Source organism: Pantoea sp. EA-12 (assembly GCF_030053355.1).
In the GTDB taxonomy this organism is placed as follows: domain Bacteria; phylum Pseudomonadota; class Gammaproteobacteria; order Enterobacterales; family Enterobacteriaceae; genus Pantoea; species Pantoea vagans_C.
The window spans coordinates 283548-301191 of the sequence record NZ_JASGBY010000007.1; the positions used below are offsets into that span (position 1 = coordinate 283548).

Genomic DNA, 17644 nt, shown 5'->3' on the forward strand with positions numbered 1-17644 from the left:
ACTGATACTGTTCGTCAAGGCGACGGGAGAAAATGGGATGATGAGCGACGCATTTATTCACGATCTGATCGACTGGATTGATAACAACATTGAAGCACGTCTGGATCTGGACACCGTAGCGGGGCGCGCCGGTTATTCGAAGTGGCACCTGCAGCGTATGTTCAAAGAGCACACCGGCTATCCGCTGGGTGAGTACATCCGGAATAAAAAATTGAAAAAATCGGCGGACCGTTTAACGACCACCAACGAACCGATCCTCAATGTGGCGATTTCACTGGGGTTTGATTCGCAACAGTCGTTCAACCGGAGCTTTAAACGTCAGTATGGTGTCGCGCCAGGCGCATGGCGTCGTCATGCCGTGCCCGCCGCGAGTGCCATGCAGTAACACCTCCGCCAGGGCCAGCTTCGCTGGCCCGCGTTCCTCTTCGCTGTAATCCTGCTATCATCGGCTTCCTGTCAATCAGGATGTCACTATGTCAAAGAAACTCTGGATCGGATTAATCTTCGCGCTGGCCGCCACCTGGGCCGGGCTGAAACCCCATTTAAGCAATAAATCGGCCTCAAGCCATACGGACATCGCACAACTCACCGATGCCAATACGGTCGCGCGCTGGTTGCAGCAGCATCACAAACTGCCAGATCTCTATCTCACCAAAAGCGAAGCGCGTCGTCAGGGTTGGAATCCGAGCAAAGGCGATCTGTGCAACGTGCTGCCTGGTCGAGCAATTGGGGGCGATCGTTTTAGCAACCGCGAGCAGCGCCTGCCGATGCAAGCCGGACGACAGTGGTATGAAGCGGATGTGAATTACGATTGTGGACACCGCGATGCCGATCGTCTGCTTTACTCTTCTGATGGCCTGATCTTTCTCACCACCGATCACTATCGCAGCTTCAAGCAGGTGAATTAACCATGTTGACGCTCACCTTTGATTTTCAGCAGTTAGACAACCGTCAGGCGTTTTACCGCGCCTTGGTGGCGCAGAGCCACTGCACGCTGGCGTTCGGCAACAATCTGGACGCGATGTGGGATTGGCTGACCGGCGGTATGGCGCTGCCCGCCACCATCCATCTCAAGCACGTAGAAAGCGCCAGTGAACAGGCAGAATTTGCCCCGGTTCTGGCGCTGTTGGAAGAAGCGGCGCAGCAGCTGCAAGGCGAGCTGCGCCTGACGCGTTAAGCGTGCAACGGCAGCAGCAGGAATGCCAGCGTCTGGCGGGCGTTGGCCGGTAAATCGCCGCCGCCGGTGTAGCCATTGTTTTCTACGATCACCGAATTTAACCCCACCAGCCAGTCATAGATGTAATACGCTGTATGATTGGCCGGAGCCACGGATAAGCGGGTTAAACGTTGCCCCGACGAGAAGCTGACGCTGGGCGCAGGTGGGCGAGCAAAGATAGTTTGCCCACGATTGACACGGCTCTCTGGACGTTCGTTCTCAGGACGCTGTAAAAAGCCTAACCAGGCAACAAAATCACCCAACACCGTCATTGCGCGGGAGACCTGACGATCGGTACGCGCTTCGTGGGCGCTGGCTTGTGCATCCGGCTCGTTAAGCGCGCTCTGCAACTTGCTCAGTACGTTCAGGCGGAAGCTGGCGGTAATCAACTCTTCCACCAGCAACTCCAGCGTCGGTTTATCGACGTTGAGTAGCGTCAGCAGGCTGCGACTCTCGGGCAACTGACGCAGATGCTCCAGCCACAACGCAAACACCTGCTGCGGGAACTGCTGATCGCGCTGGCCGCCACTGTTGCGTGGTTCTGCCTGGGCAACCGGCTCATCTTTGAACAGGTCGAACTCAAAGCCGATGCCAAAATAACTCTGATCGGCAGCCGCCGTTTTGGCACTGTGCTGCGCAACGTTAGCACTGCTCTGACTCAGCCACAGCTGGCGAACCGCTTCACGCGAAGGCTGCAAACGCTCCAGCAGTTCACCGTGCAACCCGGTACGGTGTTGCAGGCATTTAAGCAGGGTGTCGGAAATCGCTTGTTTACGTGCGGCCTGTTCTGGGGTTGCCGTGGATTCGGTCCAGGGTTGCAGGCGCTCCACCAGTTTCAGCTGCAAACTGGTTAACTGCTGCGCCAGACGATCGCGTCTTGCTTCTGGCTGCATTTCGTCCTGCAACCAACTGCCCATGCGATCAACGCCCGCGCGATCCAGCGCCAGCATCGAGCCCCAGCTTTGCCCAGGTTGGCCAATTTGACGTTGCACCGCTTCATCAACATTAATCTGCTGCTGTTGATAGCGCGCATCGTGTGGGGTTATCGCCCAAATCAGACGTGGTTTCTCACCGCTGGCGGCCACGGTTTGGTGGATATGCCATTCGCGCAGGGCGCTGGCGGCCATATCGGCATCCTGACGCTGGCTGGCAGCAGTACAAATCAACATTAAATCGATGCCCTGACGAGCAGCGTATAAGCCCGGCAGCAGTGCCCGTTTCTGTTCCAGTAAAGTCGCACGCAGTGCGTCGCGCTTACGCAACTGCGCTAAATCCTCTTGCTGCCCGCGATCGGCAGGCTGGCCCGGTGCAGGCAATTCCAGCATATCGGCTTCATCGTACAACGCCTGACGCGGCGTGGAACTGAGGGGAATGGTGATCTCCAGCGTCAGCAGCGCCAGCAAACCCAGCGGTACCTGCTGCGCTTTACCTACACGGTTGGCGATAATCGGGCAGACCTCAATCATCTCCTGCAAATCGGCGTCGTTGCCGATCAGTTTTTCCGCCGGTAGAGCGGCGTCATCGGTCAGCAGGCTGAGCGGCGCCAACAGGCGCGGTGCCTGGCGCAGTTGATGGCGTAAATGCATCAGGCTGCGTAACTGTTCGTTGAGCGCAACCTGGTTGGGCCATAACAGCGCAAACAGCTGCACGCGGTCATCCACGTTGAGCCATGGGGCCAGTTCAATCGCCTGCGGCCAAAAGTGACGATCCAACACTTCCGCGTGACGATGCTGGCGGCGGCTCCACGTCCACAAGGTGATCAGCGCATCGCTGTCGAGGCCGGGTTCAGGTTCATCCTGACGATGGCGCTGCAAACGCTGCAGCGCGGCGTCAATCACGGCGGTATCGGGCTGCTCTTCGGTTTTGGCACATGCCAGTATCAGACGGATCAGCTCGGCATCGCTTAACAACGTCATTTCCAGCGGCCAGGCGCTGGACTGTGCTTCACGCTGGTGGCTGAAGCGGGTGGCGATGGCGAAATCGATATTGCCAGGATTGATGTTCTGGAAGTGATTAACCACTCTATCGCCAAGGCGTGCAATCAGCTGGCCCTGGGCATCACCGACCATTTCACTCAGCAACCAGGCTTTACCCGCCTGTGACTGGCCAAACAGCGCCAGCGTCACCGGGCGCGCTAACTGACGCGCCAGCGCATGGCTCTCGACGCGGGCACGGCGCAGTTGCAGTTGCAGCGTATCGGCTTCCATGGCCAGGCGTGGCGCCTGAGCCTGATGGGTATCGATCCAGTTCAGCGCACCGTCGAGTGTCTCCTGCATCAGGCTGAGACGTTTGGCTGGCGTGACTGACGTGGTTTTCTTAGCTGTTCTCATCGTTTGCAGACGCTCCCGCTGTCAATCCAATACTGCGCGTTGGCATTGCCGGTCGCAGACAGCGTATTCAGTTTCAGACTTAATTGTTCCAGCGGCACACGCATGCCGTCATCCATTCGCGCATCGCTCAGCACCAGACGTTCCGGTCCGAAGTCGTCTGGGCCAGGCTGAACCGCCAGCTTGATACGCAACACGCTCTCACCAGCCACTTTACGCGCCAACTGCGGGTCAGTAATGCTCAGGCTGTAGAGTGGGGAAGCGGGCCAGCGATCGTTCTCCAGCTGGCGGAAGCCGAGGCACACGTTGCCGCGAATGCGGAAGCTGCTTTTGCGATCCAGCGCGAAATGGCTGCTGTCGAGGTCGATCTCGCTGTAACAGAGATTGTCATCGCTCAGCGTGGCATTCTCATCCAGCACGCCCAGATAGCGGATGGTGGAGTAGGGCTCAAAATCACCGGCGCGGAACCAGAAACTGCTCAGACGCAAATCCAGCGCCAGCAGGCACAGCATCGCGCCCACCGCAGCCGTGGATTTCGGGTTATCAATGCGCCCCTGTTTATTAAACGGATACCAGTCGCTGGTGTGATAGCCTTCCAGCGACAAAATGCGGCTGCCCGGCAGTGGTTGCAGATGGCGCACCAGCGCCTGAATGCCAGGGAAGCGCGAAGGGCGGCCCGTTAGCAGCAGCACATCACACTGATAAAGTGAAACTACTTCACACATCGCGCGCAGTGCCGGAATGATGGCCATACGGTGTTGCAGGAACTCAGCGTGCAGTTGCGCCATGCTCACGACTAAAGGTACGTCGAGCAGATCAAAGCGACTATCCCCGCCCAGCGTGCGCTGGATCTCGCCGTTAACAAACGCCAACACGCTGCTGGCTGGTTTTTGCGGCACCAGTTCGCCAAACAGCGCATTGATCTCACTGTGGCTATCCAGCGGGTCCCAGTTTTCGTAGCGCTCCAGTACTGCCTGCGCCAGCGGAATAAACAGCTGCAGAGTGACCTGCTGACGCAACGTAGCTTGCCCGTCCATGCGGCTGTCGTGACCAAACAGTTTGTTCATCAGCGGTTCAGCCAGCGTCAATCCGGCTTTTTGCAGGCTCTGCTGCAGTGCAGGCAGGATCCACAATTGAATGACATCCAACAGGATATCGTCACCCGCGACTTTAAAGCCCTCGCGGAACAGCAGTCGCGGGGTGATTTTGACGTTGTTGCCCTGGCCATCATCGAGGCGATATTGCGTGATCGCCAGGTCGGTGGTGCCGCCGCCAATATCAATCGAAGCGATGCGCAAGCTTTTACCCGGCAGTTCGTCGGCTTCACGTGGGCGGTCCGGGCGCGCCATGCTGCTAAAGAAATCTTCAGCGCGGCCCGCAAAGTTGACCTGGGTTTCGTTGAACAGCCATACCATCTGTCCGCAGGTGGCTTCATCCCACTCCATCTGCACATCCGGTACGGGGCGCAGACTTTTTGCCTGGTTTTCCGCACTGAAATCTTCTTCGGCCGGATGCCAGCCTTCGGCTTTCCACACCAGCGCGATGGCTTCCTGCATGCGACGACGGAAAATCTCGCGCTCCGGTTTAGGCATCGCCGAGGGTAAGGTCAGGATCACGTGACGCAGTTGGCGAGGTGCCTGGCTTTGTGGCATGCGATGACGCTGTGCCACGCTGTTCATCTGCATCATCGCCTGTGCCAGCAGTTCGCAGAGCATAAAGGTCATCAGCGAACTGCGGCTGTAGCTAGCGGAAAACACCGGCAAGCGCTCATCTTCATCCAGCGCATGCAGCGGCTGGCCTTCATCATTCAACAGTAGGGTGAAAGGCAGCGCGGTGGCCTGCGGCTCGTCACTGCTGCCGTTAGCGTTAAAGCGCCAGCCGGGCTGATAGCGTGCTTCATCCCATAAATAGCGGCGTGGGCTGGATAAACCGGTGCTGCCTTCGGTGCCGGCACGCAGCAGCGCGAGGCGGCTGGCCTCGCGTCCAACACGGGTCAGCGAAGGCCACATAAAGGCGTTTTCTCGGCCGCTTTCCAGCGAGAAGTTGGCTTTACCGAAGCGGGTTTCCGCAAATTCCAGACGGCTGTCGAACAGTTCGTTGTACACCTGATGCGGTTCGGAGAGGTCGCGCAGTTGCAGCTCGTAGGTTTGACGCAGGCCGCTGCTCTCTTCGGCGTGATCTTCTACCAAAATACCGCAGGTGTGTGAGTTGCCGACATCCAGAATGATATCGACGTTGACGGCTGGGGTTTGCAGCGACGCAGCCTGAATGTAGATCTCCGCCAGCTCGAGTTGCTCGCCCAGCAGCTCCAGCAGGTTGAGATAGTGTGCCTGATACTCAAATTCCCGCAGCGCCTGGTTGAGTTCCTGCTCACGACGGGATTCCAGCGCATTAACCTGTTGGGCAAAGGTTTCACGCAGCCAGCCATCAACCCAAGTGTGATCGAGAAACTCACCCAGCTCATAATTGTGCCAGGCCAGCGCGAAGCTGACGCCGTTTTGGGCATCGGCTTTGCTTAGACCGTGCTGCTCGCCACCGTCTTGTTCCGGCACGATACGGGTATCGAAGGCCAGCGTAATGCGATGGGTGTTACCGGCCGCATCGGGCTGACTCAGCGGGGCCAGGTGCAAGCGCGCCCAGTTATCCGGGCCACCGATAAAACGACGCCCGCTGGTGCAACGCAGTACTGGCAACGGCAGCCACTGATGTGCCAGCAGTTTTAACGAATCGGCCAGCGCAATATCTGACTCAGGGCGAACCACTTCGGCCGCGCTGCCATCTTCGGGATAGAGCAGGAATTTTCCGCTGTTGCCGTCAACGTTAAGCCGCAGCAGCGGGCCATTGGCGGTTTGTCTTACAAACTGGCGACGGGCCTGCAAAGCAGGCAGACGCAGGCCAAAATCGAGAAACTGCACACCGCTATCTTCAATCAGCGTGATTTTTTGTTTGTCATCGATGAGGGGAGCCAACATGGTTACTTACTCTCACGCTTAATCGTCAACGGGAAGACCTGATCTGCGCCGTATTGCGCAGTACAGCTGGCAATGCCATCACCGGCTTTACACACCAACTCCGGCATGCGGTAACGCGACTTATCGCTGCAGCTGGCAGTATAGCGGCTGCGTACCACCATGGTGCCGGCGGTGGTCATGGCGGCAGTGACATCGGCTTTACAGCGGATGTTATCGCCTTGAGAAATGGTGGCGACGCCTTTGCCATTGCGCAGCTGATAACGCAGGCTCGGCGGTTTACCGGTGGGTAAGTTGGTTTGACGCAGGGTCACGCGCCAGGTGCCATTGATGAACTTCACCGATCCGACGCGCGCATCTTCGGTGGTCATCACCAGGTCATCGGCACTGGCAGGTTCAGTGTGTTCAGCCACCACTTCCAGCGGTGCCGGTGGAGCTGCTGGCTCAGGTGCTGCTGTCACGGAGGCGCTCTTCTGCGGCAGTGTGGCCGCCAGTTTCTCGGCTTTAACGACCACCGCTGGCGGTGTGAATACCGGCGCCGGAACATCGGCAACCGCTGTTTCAGGCGCCGCCTGCGGTGTGGAACTGTGAAGCCAGAAAGCCACGCCTGCAGCGGCAGCCACAGCGACCGGCAACATAAAGGCGACAGGACGCCATACTGAAGGACGACGTGCAGGGGCGGGTACAGGTTCAGGCTCAGGTTCTGCCAGTTCGATTTCCGGCACGACCTCGATCACTTCAGGTGTTGGCTCGGCAACAGGGGCAGCCGCAACCGCCGGGATCTCAATCAGCGGGGCAATCACTGGCGCGACAACCACAGGCGCCACGATGGCAGCCGGTGGCTCAGGCAACAGTGGCGGTAAGGCCTCTTCCAGGCTGTCACGCAGGCAGGCGAGCGCATCATCGCGGGAGCGAGCCTGAGGATCGACAAAGCCCCAGAAGGTGATCACGGGTTTGCCGTCGACCAGATAGACGTACTGCTGGTCGGGAAACTGGAGTGTTTTGCTCAGCAAGGCACCGAACAGTCGCATGGCCGGATTTTCGGCATCACGCGCGCGCAGGCTAGCGGCCAGCAAATCCTGCTGGTTGAGTGTCAACAGCTCCAGCGCTTTTTGTCGCTCATGATCGCTGGCAGCCAGCCAGGATTTTACTTTGCCGTTGAACGGCGCATACCAGTCGAGGCGGTCACCGCGTTCATTGGCTTGCGGAATGGCGAGGCAATTAGCCAGCGTTGTCTGGCGGCGCAGACGCAGCGTTTCGCGGATTTGCAGGGCAGAAGCCCAGACCGGCTGGCCGTTTTCACCCAGTGCCAGTACCGTATCCAGATTGCCGCTGCGCAGAAAAGTTTTTGCCACTCGTTGGGCCCTTATCGGTGGTTGTCTGAGGCAGAACACCATGTGTATTTGGCGATGTTGGTGATCTTAAGCCAAATGCAGGAGAATCAAACGGCTGATAAAGGGGGAAAAACAGGGCGTTTTTCCCCGCTGCAGGGTGGGGTTGCTGAAAATTTAAGCGCGAGTGCGTTGGCTAAGGACTAAATGGGTGATCAAGCCGCCAACCAATCCCCAGAAAGCAGAACCGATACCTAACAATGAAATACCACTGGCAGTGATGAGAAACGCCACAATAGCGCTGTCCCGGTGCTCAGGCTCCGACAGCGCACGTTGCAGGCTGCCTGACAGCGTGGCGAGCAGCGCCAGCCCCGCCAGAGTGGCGATCAGCACAGTGGGCAGGGCACTTAACAGGATGGCAATCAGCGCGCCGGTCAGTCCGGTGAGTAGATAGAAGACACCCGCAATGGCCGAAGCCATCCAGCGACGCTTGGGATCGGCGTCCACATCCTCACCCATGCAAATCGCGGCGGTGATGGCAGCGATACACACGGAAAATCCGCCAAAGGGGGACAGGATCAGCGCAATACATCCGGTCCAACCGGTTAATGCAGAGACTGGTGGCTGATAGCCGTGCGCCTGCAAGGTGGCAATGCCGGGTGCGTTTTGCGATGCCATGGTTACCAAAAAATAGGGTAAGCCCACTCCAATCAAGGCCGCCAGATTGAAGTGCGGCATGATAAATTCTGGCACGCTGAGCGTGAGGGCGTGCTCGGGGAAATGAATCGCCTGCTGACCTAACGCCACCAGCACGCCCGCGATCAACGCGAGAATAATGGCGTAACGCGGCAGCCAACGACGACTTATCAGCCAGACCAGACACATGCTGCCGCACAGGGCAAAGTTACTTTGGAGTCCGCTAAAGGTTCCCATGCCAAAGCGCAGTAAAATGCCTGCCAGCATCGCTGCAGCCAGCGACTGGGGGATGTGGTTCATCAGGCGCGCGAACAATCCGGTGACGCCACTGAGCACGATCAGGGAATTGGTGGCGACGAATACCCCGACCACTTCATTGAGTGTTAACCCCTGCACGCTGGTGGCCAGCAGTGCTGCACCCGGTGTAGACCAGGCGGCCAGAACCGGCATGCGCGTCCAGACGGATAAACCAAAAGAGGCTAACCCCATGCCCACGCCTAACATCGACAGCCAGCCGCCGATTTGCGCGGGCGATGCACCCGCCGCTTGTGCCGCCTGAAATATCAATGCCGCGCTACTGCTGTAGCCCACCAGTACGGCTATAAACCCGGAAATCATCATCGGGAAGGAGAAAGCACTGCGCGAAGTGGCAGTTATCATGGGTTATTTCCTGCTTGTGCGTTATAGCGCACACTATTGCACGAGTGTGTTATAACGCACAAGTGGTACACTGCGCGCGAATTTGTCAGGAGTGAACATGGAAAATCTTCATCAACATTTAAGTCAGGCGCTGAAACAGTTGCGCCAGGCCAACGGCTGGAGCCTGACGCTGGCAGCAGATCACACCGGCGTCAGCAAGGCGATGCTCGGTCAGATCGAGCGCGGTGAGTCGAGCCCCACGGTGGCAACGCTGTGGAAAATTGCCACCGGCTTTAATGTGCCTTTTTCTTTCTTTGTTCAGGGCAGCGATCAGGCGCCCGGTGTCACCGCAACCTTTCAGCAACCCAACGCGCAAATGCAGGTTAAACCGCTGCTGCCGTATGACGCTAAGCTGCGTTTTGATCTGCTTGAAGTGACCCTGGCTGGCGGCGCGCAAAGTGATTCCTCAGCTCATGAAATCGGCGTGATTGAGCAAGTGGTGGTGCTGGAAGGGGAACTGCTGCTGAATGTCGAAGGTACCTGGCGCCGGTTGCAAGCGGGTGAAGCCAGTCAGTTCGCGGCGGATACCCCGCACAGTTACCGCAATCCTCTCAGCACACCCCTGCGTTTTCACAGTTTGATCCATTACTTGCAGCGGGTTTAAACCGAAGGGTTTGGCTACCCGGATCGCGCGGATAATTACAAATTGATACGAAGGTAAACTACACAGTTTACCTTCGTATTTATATACTCGCGCTTCATCAGTAAGGAGAGGGTGCCATGAGCGACCTGAATAGCGCGGCTGCGGCCTTACGCAGCATCAATGGCAAGCTGGCCCGGCGCTTGCGAGAGTCAGCGCCGCCCGCTGATCTCACCTGGTCACAAGTGTCGGTACTGGGATTCCTGGTACGGGACGGCGCGATGACGGTGACCGAGTTAGCGGCGCAGGAGGGGGTTCGCAGCCAGTCGATGGGCGCCACGGTAGCCAGTTTGCAGGCGCAGGGCTTAATTCAGGGGGAGGCCGATCCGCATGATGGCCGTAAAACCCGCTATCATCCCACTGAAAGCTGCCTGCAATTGATCGCCGCTAATCGCGCGCAACGCGATGACTGGTTACTGCGGAATATGGCGACCTCACTCACGCCAGCCGAGCAGAAGACACTACTCGCGGCTATCCCCTTACTGCAACGTATTGCCGACCAATAATCCTGAGAGGAATCAACATGGCTTTAACCACTTTAGATGCAAAAACCGCCCTGATTGTGATTGACCTGCAGCACGGGATTGTCCGTCTCCCTGTCGCGCCTTTGGCTGCAGACGTTGTTGTTGAGCGCTGTGCACAGTTGGTTGACGCGTTCCACGCAAAAGATCTGCCGGTTGTGAAAGTCAATGTGGCAGGTGGCGCACCGGGCCGTAACGAGCAGGCACGCCACAGCGGTGAGTTGCCTGCAGACTGGGCGGTGCTGGTGCCAGAAATGACGCTGAAAGCGGGTGAAATCGCGGCGACCAAAACCACCTGGGGCGGCTTCCACAACACCGACTTACATGCACAACTGCAACAGCGCGGTGTGACTCAAGTGGTAGTATGCGGTATCGCGACCTCGATTGGAGTGGAATCCACGGCACGCCAGGCTTACGAACTAGGTTACAACGTCACTTTGGCAACTGACGCCATGACCTGCCTGAATGCCGAAACGCATAAAAACAGCGTTGAGCGTATTTTCCCGCGCTTGGGTGAGACCGGCTCAACCGCTGATGTGCTGGCGCTGCTGAAGTAATCGCGAATTAAGCCGTATGCTGGGGTGTGCCTTGGGGTCGCCTCAGCATAATTTATAAAGGATGTAATTTACTTTTCATCCCATGGATTTAGCAACACCACGCCTGAACCTTCAAAGTCCCTGACATTGCGCGTAACCAAAATGAGATCATGTTCAAGCGCAGTTGCCGCGATAAGGGCATCTGTATGGGGGCGTGCATCCGGGACGTGTAATTGCGCACAACGCCGAGCCACATTGCTGTCGATGGCAAGCGTACGCCAGGCAAATTCGATTAACACTCTTTCCTGGTACCAACGCATAAGCAAATGCGCTTGCTGAGGGTCCTTTCGGGCAAAGGCCAGAATGCCTTTTTCAATCTCCATCAACGTCAATACGGAAATGAACATTTCCTGTGCATCAACGGAGTTTGCCCACTTCACCACCTGTGGATTCACTCTTGGCGTCCCTGCCTTGCGTAGCTCTGAAATCACATTGGTATCAAGTAAGTACCGCATTAGAATTCCACATCCCTGTTGACGATAATTGCCCGCTCTGGCTCGAACTCAATATCAACCGCATCGGGCATCGCCAGTGATTCAACAATGCTTTTGCTCATGCCAGTGAGCTGTTTGTAAGCCTCAAATGTCAGCAATACATGTGCAGGTTTTCCCCGGTCAGTAATATAGACGGGTCCTTCTTCCGCCGCTTTTTTGGCTCGCGAAACTTCCTGATTAAATGCTCGGCTGCTCATTTTGGTCACTGTCATATTGACCTCCATGAAAAGTAGTTATGTTGCTACATGACTATAAGCTATGTCATCGGGGTGGGCAATCTTTGAGCAAAAAAATGCCCTGCAATCCAGACACGTCTTGCAGGGCATTTCTCATTCTAAAGCGGGTTATTTACTGAAACGCATAACTCACTGTCAAACCAACACTGTAGTTACGACCCGGTGCCGGTTCGTAGTAACGGCCGTTGCTTTCGTTGACGATCACGGAGCCGACATAGTTGCGGTCAAACAGATTATCAACACGTCCGAACAGATCCAGTGTCCAGTTCTGCACCAGCCACTTGTAACCTGAATTCACGCCAACCACGGTGTAAGCCGGGGCTTTAACGTCGTTTTCATCATCCGCGGCGATATCACTCATATAGCGTACATCGCCACCGGCATACCAGCCTTGTTCCGGCGCGTATGCCAGTCCGGCATAGGCCATGTTGCGCGCAATGCCCGGAATACGGTTGCCATCGCAGCTGTCTGTGCCACAGGCGTTGGAGCGATAACGAGCGTCCAGCAGCGTCCAGGCCGCCTTGAACTGCCAGTTCTCACCGAATTGCTGGTCGAGGCCCAGTTCCAGCCCGCGACGGCGCGTCTCGCCGGCGTTTTTGTAACTGGTGCGGCCTTCATAGCTGCTGTCGGAGACGATCTCGTTTTGGGTATCAGTCTGGAACAGTGCTGCCGTAATTAGGCCATTGCCAATGCGTTTCTTAGTGCCGAGTTCAACGGTATCGCTGGTGGCCGGTTTCAGGTCCATATTGAGACCGGTCTGCGCGGCTGAACGGTACGAAAGCTCATTCAGGGTCGGCGTTTCGAAGCCACGACCGGCAGAAACATAGGCATTCCAGCTATTATCAATCGCATACTTCAGTGACGCGGCAGGCAGCCAGCGATGGTAACGACGATTGCCGCTGTCATCCGGGTCGGTGGCGGTGACGTAATAGTCATTTGAGTCGAAATTGACGGTGCTCAAACGCACGCCCGCATCCAGTGACCACTTATCCGTAAACTGCCATGCCGTTTGCAGGTAAGGATCGAGATTCCACATCAGATTGCGTTCATTGCGGCGCATATCGCCCTGCACACCCAGGTCATTACCGACAAAGTTTTGATAACCTTTGCGCTTTTCGGTCATGGTTTCATAGTCCAGCCCACCCGTGACCGTCACGGGAAGGGTGAACAGGGTATCGCGGTGTGTCCAGCGGGTATCAATGCCCTGATAGTGGCGTGACAGCGAAATCACACCGCCAGGGTAGCCCGCCTGAAGCTGAGTGGCACGCGGGATGGATTGATACTGGGTGGTTTCACGCTCGCCGGCATAAAGCATCACGCTGAGGTCGTCGTTTTCACTCATCTGGCGCTGATAGTGCAGGCCAGCCTGGGTTTGATCGACGGTCTTGCGGGCGTTGTACAGCGTGACGTTGCTGGCAACCTGGCGCGGATTATCTTTCCACTGTGCTTCGGTCAAACCACCAGGATCTTGTGCATCCACATGCACGCTGTTGAACAGCAGCGTCAGCGTGCTGACGTCATCAATGCGCACCCCGAGCTTGGCATTGCCCAGATTCTTCTGCGCCGAGCTGTGATCACGGTAGCCATGAGTGGTGAAACGCGAGGCTGAAACGGTGTAATTCACGTCTCCGGCCTGCGTACCGTCACCGGTGGCACCGCTGGCTTTAACGCTGTTGCGCCAGCTGCCGTAACTGCCGAACCAGGTGCTGGCTTCCAGCGTCGTAGGTTGCTGACCGGTCTGGGTTTCGACGTTAATTACGCCACCCGATGAGTTACCGTACAGCGCTGAAAAGGGACCGCGCAGCACCTCGATATGATCGATGGAACCGATATCGATATTGGAGGTTTGTCCCTGTCCATCAGGCATGGTGGCAGGGATCCCATCTACGTACATGCGGATGCCGCGCAGGCCGAAAGTCGAACGCGAGCCAAAGCCACGTACTGAAATTTGCAGATCCTGCGCGTAGTTTTGACGGTTCTGAATCTGTAACCCTGGCACGCTGGTGAGGTTTTCAGAAAGGTTGACGCGCGGTGCGGCGTGACGCATGTCGTCACCTGACACCACGCTGACGGCGGCTGGCGTATCTAATTCTGACAACCCGGAACCCGCAGGCGCGGCGCTTACCACCATGGTATTGCTGGCATTATCCGCCGCCATGAGTTGCAGGGGGAATAATGCAGGCAGCATCAGCAACGGTGCCTGTCGCAGTAAAGCAATTTTCATTATGAAAGACCGTAAGAAAGATGTGGAATGAACCAAACGGAACATTAATCGCGCATATGTTAATAGTTTTTTCACTTTTTTCAAAAGCGTTAATAGTATGACCGATTATTGCCTGCGGTTGCGTGAAAAAATGTGGGAGGTCGCATCTCTCGCCTGGCTGCGGTTGTGATTTTCTGTCAGTCTGGCGGTTTTGTCTGAAAGCATATAAAGGAGTCACTATGAGTCAGCAACCGGTTGTGGCGGTATTGGGATTAGGCGCAATGGGGCATGCATTTGCTGCCAACTTACTGAAAAAAGGGTTCGTGGTGCGTGGCTGGAACCGTAGGCGTGCTAAAGGCGAAGATTTACTGAGCGCCGGCCTGCAACTCAGTGACAGCGCGGCGCAGGCGGTGCAGGGTGCAGACGTGGTGATCGCCATGCTCTCAGACGGTGACACCACGCGTCAGGCGCTGCGTGACGCCGCGAGCGCACTGAATCAGGGCGCAACAGTCTGCCAGATGGGCACCATTGGCGTCGAAGCTACAGATGGGTTGATCGCCGATCTGCAACAGACGCGCCCGGACGTGTTGTTTATTGATGCACCCGTTTCAGGCACCAAAGCGCCTGCAGAAAATGCCCAGATTCTGGTGATGGCCAGCGGTGATCAAAGCAAAGCGCAGGCCGCAGAACAGGTGTTTGCCGCGATTGGCAAAGGAACACAATGGCTGGGTGAAGCCGGTGCCAGTTCACGGATGAAACTGGTGGTCAACAGCTGGCTGATCGGTCTAATGCAAAGCCTGGCGGAGAGTACGCGACTGGCGGAGCAGTTTGGTTTCAGCACCGACGATCTGTGGAAGGTGTTGGATGGCGGCCCGTTAGCGGCACCGTACGCCAAAATGAAGCTGGGTATGATCGCCAGCGGTGATTACACGCCGCAGATGCATCTGAACTGGGCATTGAAGGATGCCAAACTGGCGCTGGATGCGGCCGGTGACAGCAAACTGCCGGCACTGGAGAATATCGTGGATGTCTGGCAGCAAGCGGTGGACGCCGGATATGGCGAGCAGGATCTGGCGGCGGTTTTCCAGTATCTGAAACGCTAAGATGAGTAAACGGCTCAACTTCGATTTTAGCCATCGGCCGGTGGTGCCTTATGCGCACGATTATGCGCATGGTGACGAGGAGCCGTGGCACCATCATGACTGTGCACAGCTGATCCACACTTTAAGCGGTGTGGTCAAAGTGGAGACCCGGCACGGCAGCTGGGTTGTGCCGCCAAGTCGAGGCGTTTGGTTGCCCGCAGGCACACGCCACGCGCTGTCTATTGTGGGCGCGGTGGCGGCTCGCACGCTGTTTGTCGATCCGCTGGCGCGCGCTGATTTGCCCGCCAGTTGCCAGGTGGTGCAGATTTCGCCGTTGCTGCGTGAGTTGATTGTTAGCGCACTGACGTTGCCAGAGCAGTACGGTTCTGGCAGCCGTACCGAGCGCATTTACGAACTAATGCTGGATGAAATCCGTGTGATGGATGTACTGCCGTTTGGTCTGGAGTGGCCAGAGAGCGATCGATTGCGCACGCTTTGTCAGCAGATCCAGCAGTCACCCGGTGAAAACTGGACGCTGGCGCGAGCGGCCAGCGAACTCTGTGTGGCAGAACGCACTCTGGCACGCCACTTTAACCGCGAAACCGGTCTGCAGTTTAGTGACTGGGTGCGCCGGGCGCGTTTGAGTGTGGCCTTAGCGCGCCTGGCACAGGGTGAGACGGTGCTGACGGTGGCGCTCGATCTTGGCTACGAGAGCCCGAGCGCCTTCAGTGCGATGTTTCGCCGGGTGCTGGGCGTTACGCCAGCGAATTACTTTCCTGCGGCAGAAAAGCATGGGCCGCGTTGAGCAGTGCCTGCAACGACGCGCGCGCCACATCGTTATCAATCCCTACTCCCCAGGCGCGTTCACCACGCGCATTCAGACAGCTGATATAGGTGACTGAACGGCTGTCACTGCGTTTTCCCAGCGTATGTTCATGATAATCCTCGATAGTAATAGCGAGATCATAACGCTGGCGCAGCGCGGCCACGGCGGCTGACAGTAACCCGTTACCTTTCCCTTCCAGCGTCACCGGCTGCGCGCCGTCTTGCACGCGGGCTTTAAAACGCGTCTCGCCTTTTTCATCACTGTGGCTTTCCGCTTCCAGCAAGCGACGCGAGGGTTGCGTTAAACCATAGTGCTGACAGAACAGTTGCCACAGGGCGTGGTGGGTCATCTCCTGGCCATGGCCATCGGTTTGTTGCTGTACGATACGGCTGAAATCCTGCTGCAATCCGCGCGGTAACTGCAGGCCGTGATTCTGCTCCAGCAACCAGGCTGCGCCGCCTTTGCCGGACTGGCTGTTGACGCGAATCACCGCTTCATAGCTGCAACCGATATCCAGTGGATCAAGCGGCAGATAGGGCATCTGCCAGATCGCTTCCTGACGCTCGCTGCGCTCGGCAAACCCTTTGCGGATGGCATCCTGATGCGAGCCGGAGAAGGCAGTGAAGACTAATTCACCGGCATAAGGATGACGCGGATGAACCGGCAGTTGGTTGCAGCGTGTCACGACTTCCAGTACCTGTTGGATATCGCTGAAATCGAGTTCAGGCGCCACGCCTTGCGTATACAAATTGAGTGCCAGCGTGACGATATCGACATTGCCGGTACGTTCACCGTTACCAAACAGGCAGCCTTCAACGCGATCAGCCCCGGCAAGGATGGCCAGTTCAGCGCAGGCCACGCCGGTGCCACGGTCGTTATGCGGATGTACGCAAATCGCCACCTGCGCTCGCTGGCTGAAATGGCGGCAGAAATACTCAATCTGGTCGGCATAGACGTTCGGGGTGTTCACTTCGACCGTCGCGGGCAGGTTGATGATCATCGGGCGCTCGGGGCCTGGTTGCCAGATCGCGGCAACGGCTTCACAAATTTCCAGCGCGAAATCGGGTTCGGTAAAGCAGAAGGTTTCAGGTGAATACTGGAACGTCCAGGCGGTATCCGTTTGTGCTTCACAGCGGGCGCGGATTTGGCGCGCACCGGCACAGGCCAGTTCAACGATTTCCGCTTTGCTCTGGCGGAACACGCGTTCACGGAACAGTGGCGCAGTGGCGTTATACATGTGGATGATGGCCTGTGGAGCACCGCGCAGGGCGTCAAAGGTACGATCGATCAAGTCGCTGCGTGCCTGAGTGAGTACCTGAATGGCCACGTCGGACGGGATATGATTCTGCTCGATCAGCAAACGGACAAAATCGAAGTCGGTTTGCGATGCGGCGGGAAACGCCACTTCGATTTCCTTAAAACCGCAGCGCAGTAACAGTTGCCAAAACTCCAGCTTGCGCGCGCTGTCCATCGGTGTCGCCAGCGCCTGGTTGCCATCACGCAGATCGGTTGAGAGCCAGCGTGGCGCCTGAGTTAACTGGCGCGAGGGCCACTGACGGTCGGGCAAATCAATCACCGGGTAGGGGCGGTATTTTTCAGCAGGTTGGTTCAGCATGAGGTTCTCCTTATGGGTCTGTGATCAGTCTGGACCACACTGCCGCGCTCTGCTCACGCATAACTGACAACACTGGCTGCATAACTGACAATTTATCAGGTTTGGTTGGGGTTGCTGTGGGTCTGGTGCACGGCCCCATAAAGGCCAGCCCGATCGCAAAGGAATCACGCATCCATGCAGATCGACCGCCGCT

The 17644-nt window shown here is 57.1% G+C and carries 16 protein-coding genes; 8 read left to right on the top strand and 8 right to left on the bottom strand.

The window, feature by feature from the left end; all coding sequences use genetic code 11:
- Positions 1-37 precede the first annotated feature (37 nt).
- The 3 genes from QMZ30_RS13470 (at position 38) to QMZ30_RS13480 (ending at position 1177) form a co-directional block, all read left to right on the top strand.
- Positions 38-385 carry a helix-turn-helix domain-containing protein gene (locus tag QMZ30_RS13470; RefSeq protein ID WP_034827340.1) on the top strand — a complete coding sequence of 116 codons (348 nt, stop codon included), beginning with the start codon at positions 38-40 and terminating at the stop codon, positions 383-385.
- An 88-nt stretch (positions 386-473) separates the two neighbouring features.
- Positions 474-908, top strand: a complete 435-nt coding sequence (locus tag QMZ30_RS13475) for a ribonuclease domain-containing protein (RefSeq protein WP_283227755.1) — start codon at positions 474-476, stop codon at positions 906-908.
- A gap of 2 nt (positions 909-910) precedes the next feature.
- Positions 911-1177, top strand: a complete 267-nt coding sequence (locus QMZ30_RS13480; RefSeq protein WP_039336989.1) for a barstar family protein — start codon at positions 911-913, stop codon at positions 1175-1177.
- Here QMZ30_RS13480 and QMZ30_RS13485 read toward each other — a convergent pair.
- The 4 genes from QMZ30_RS13485 to QMZ30_RS13500 all read right to left on the bottom strand — a co-directional run bounded on the left by QMZ30_RS13485 (position 1174) and on the right by QMZ30_RS13500 (position 9199).
- Complete coding sequence (locus QMZ30_RS13485; RefSeq protein WP_283227756.1) at positions 1174-3546, bottom strand: virulence factor SrfC family protein; 2373 nt, start codon at positions 3544-3546, stop codon at positions 1174-1176. The two genes, QMZ30_RS13480 and QMZ30_RS13485, sit on opposite strands and share 4 nt — an antisense overlap.
- On the bottom strand, positions 3543-6515 hold the full coding sequence (locus tag QMZ30_RS13490; protein WP_283227757.1) for a virulence factor SrfB: 2973 nt from the start codon (positions 6513-6515) through the stop codon (positions 3543-3545). Before QMZ30_RS13490 ends, QMZ30_RS13485 begins: the two co-directional genes overlap by 4 nt.
- A gap of 2 nt (positions 6516-6517) precedes the next feature.
- Positions 6518-7867, bottom strand: a complete 1350-nt coding sequence (locus tag QMZ30_RS13495) for an SrfA family protein (protein ID WP_283227758.1) — start codon at positions 7865-7867, stop codon at positions 6518-6520.
- 153 nt (positions 7868-8020) lie between these two features.
- A complete protein-coding gene (locus QMZ30_RS13500; RefSeq protein WP_283227759.1) occupies positions 8021-9199 on the bottom strand; it encodes a benzoate/H(+) symporter BenE family transporter in 1179 nt (392 codons plus the stop codon).
- A 97-nt stretch (positions 9200-9296) separates the two neighbouring features.
- Here QMZ30_RS13500 and QMZ30_RS13505 point away from each other — a divergent pair, with 97 nt between their 5' ends.
- The 3 genes from QMZ30_RS13505 to QMZ30_RS13515 all read left to right on the top strand — a co-directional run bounded on the left by QMZ30_RS13505 (position 9297) and on the right by QMZ30_RS13515 (position 10956).
- Entirely contained in the window at positions 9297-9842 is a 546-nt protein-coding gene (locus tag QMZ30_RS13505) for a helix-turn-helix domain-containing protein (RefSeq protein WP_039335685.1), read from the top strand.
- 116 nt (positions 9843-9958) lie between these two features.
- Positions 9959-10384, top strand: a complete 426-nt coding sequence (locus QMZ30_RS13510) for a MarR family winged helix-turn-helix transcriptional regulator (RefSeq protein ID WP_039335687.1) — start codon at positions 9959-9961, stop codon at positions 10382-10384.
- 17 nt (positions 10385-10401) lie between these two features.
- Positions 10402-10956 (top strand): isochorismatase family protein, encoded by a 555-nt coding sequence (locus QMZ30_RS13515; protein WP_283227760.1) that lies wholly within the window; start codon positions 10402-10404, stop codon positions 10954-10956.
- A 68-nt stretch (positions 10957-11024) separates the two neighbouring features.
- On the opposite strand, the gene QMZ30_RS13520 is transcribed toward QMZ30_RS13515, so the two are convergent.
- The 3 genes from QMZ30_RS13520 to pqqU form a co-directional block, all read right to left on the bottom strand.
- Positions 11025-11450 carry a type II toxin-antitoxin system VapC family toxin gene (locus QMZ30_RS13520; RefSeq protein WP_283227761.1) on the bottom strand — a complete coding sequence of 142 codons (426 nt, stop codon included), beginning with the start codon at positions 11448-11450 and terminating at the stop codon, positions 11025-11027.
- Positions 11450-11701: a type II toxin-antitoxin system prevent-host-death family antitoxin gene (locus QMZ30_RS13525; protein ID WP_283227762.1), complete on the bottom strand. Its 252-nt coding sequence runs from the start codon at positions 11699-11701 to the stop codon at positions 11450-11452. The genes QMZ30_RS13520 and QMZ30_RS13525 overlap by 1 nt, the downstream gene beginning before the upstream one ends.
- A 136-nt stretch (positions 11702-11837) precedes the next feature.
- Entirely contained in the window at positions 11838-13949 is a 2112-nt protein-coding gene (gene pqqU, locus QMZ30_RS13530) for a TonB-dependent receptor PqqU (RefSeq protein WP_283227763.1), read from the bottom strand.
- A 218-nt stretch (positions 13950-14167) separates the two neighbouring features.
- Between pqqU and QMZ30_RS13535 the strand changes: the two genes are divergently transcribed.
- Both QMZ30_RS13535 and QMZ30_RS13540 read left to right on the top strand, forming a co-directional pair.
- On the top strand, positions 14168-15031 hold the full coding sequence (locus QMZ30_RS13535; protein WP_283227764.1) for an NAD(P)-dependent oxidoreductase: 864 nt from the start codon (positions 14168-14170) through the stop codon (positions 15029-15031).
- A gap of 1 nt (position 15032) precedes the next feature.
- Complete coding sequence (locus QMZ30_RS13540) at positions 15033-15815, top strand: AraC family transcriptional regulator (protein WP_283227765.1); 783 nt, start codon at positions 15033-15035, stop codon at positions 15813-15815.
- Here the strand turns inward: QMZ30_RS13540 and leuA are convergent.
- Positions 15766-17451 carry a 2-isopropylmalate synthase gene (gene leuA / locus QMZ30_RS13545; protein WP_283227766.1) on the bottom strand — a complete coding sequence of 562 codons (1686 nt, stop codon included), beginning with the start codon at positions 17449-17451 and terminating at the stop codon, positions 15766-15768. The genes QMZ30_RS13540 and leuA overlap by 50 nt on opposite strands.
- Positions 17452-17644 lie beyond the last annotated feature (193 nt).

Excerpts from the sequence above, each read along its gene's own strand:
- QMZ30_RS13500 (WP_283227759.1), bottom strand. The coding sequence starts at position 9,199 with ATGATAACTGCCACTTCGCGCAGTGCTTTCTCCTTCCCGATGATGATT.
- QMZ30_RS13535 (WP_283227764.1), top strand. The coding sequence starts at position 14,168 with ATGAGTCAGCAACCGGTTGTGGCGGTATTGGGATTAGGCGCAATGGGG.
- pqqU (WP_283227763.1), bottom strand. The coding sequence starts at position 13,949 with ATGAAAATTGCTTTACTGCGACAGGCACCGTTGCTGATGCTGCCTGCA.
- QMZ30_RS13480 (WP_039336989.1), top strand. The coding sequence starts at position 911 with ATGTTGACGCTCACCTTTGATTTTCAGCAGTTAGACAACCGTCAGGCG.
- QMZ30_RS13485 (WP_283227756.1), bottom strand. The coding sequence starts at position 3,546 with ATGAGAACAGCTAAGAAAACCACGTCAGTCACGCCAGCCAAACGTCTC.
- QMZ30_RS13525 (WP_283227762.1), bottom strand. The coding sequence starts at position 11,701 with ATGACAGTGACCAAAATGAGCAGCCGAGCATTTAATCAGGAAGTTTCG.
- QMZ30_RS13470 (WP_034827340.1), top strand. The coding sequence starts at position 38 with ATGATGAGCGACGCATTTATTCACGATCTGATCGACTGGATTGATAAC.
- leuA (WP_283227766.1), bottom strand. The coding sequence starts at position 17,451 with ATGCTGAACCAACCTGCTGAAAAATACCGCCCCTACCCGGTGATTGAT.
- QMZ30_RS13475 (WP_283227755.1), top strand. The coding sequence starts at position 474 with ATGTCAAAGAAACTCTGGATCGGATTAATCTTCGCGCTGGCCGCCACC.
- QMZ30_RS13515 (WP_283227760.1), top strand. The coding sequence starts at position 10,402 with ATGGCTTTAACCACTTTAGATGCAAAAACCGCCCTGATTGTGATTGAC.
- QMZ30_RS13490 (WP_283227757.1), bottom strand. The coding sequence starts at position 6,515 with ATGTTGGCTCCCCTCATCGATGACAAACAAAAAATCACGCTGATTGAA.
- QMZ30_RS13520 (WP_283227761.1), bottom strand. The coding sequence starts at position 11,450 with ATGCGGTACTTACTTGATACCAATGTGATTTCAGAGCTACGCAAGGCA.
- QMZ30_RS13540 (WP_283227765.1), top strand. The coding sequence starts at position 15,033 with ATGAGTAAACGGCTCAACTTCGATTTTAGCCATCGGCCGGTGGTGCCT.
- QMZ30_RS13510 (WP_039335687.1), top strand. The coding sequence starts at position 9,959 with ATGAGCGACCTGAATAGCGCGGCTGCGGCCTTACGCAGCATCAATGGC.
- QMZ30_RS13505 (WP_039335685.1), top strand. The coding sequence starts at position 9,297 with ATGGAAAATCTTCATCAACATTTAAGTCAGGCGCTGAAACAGTTGCGC.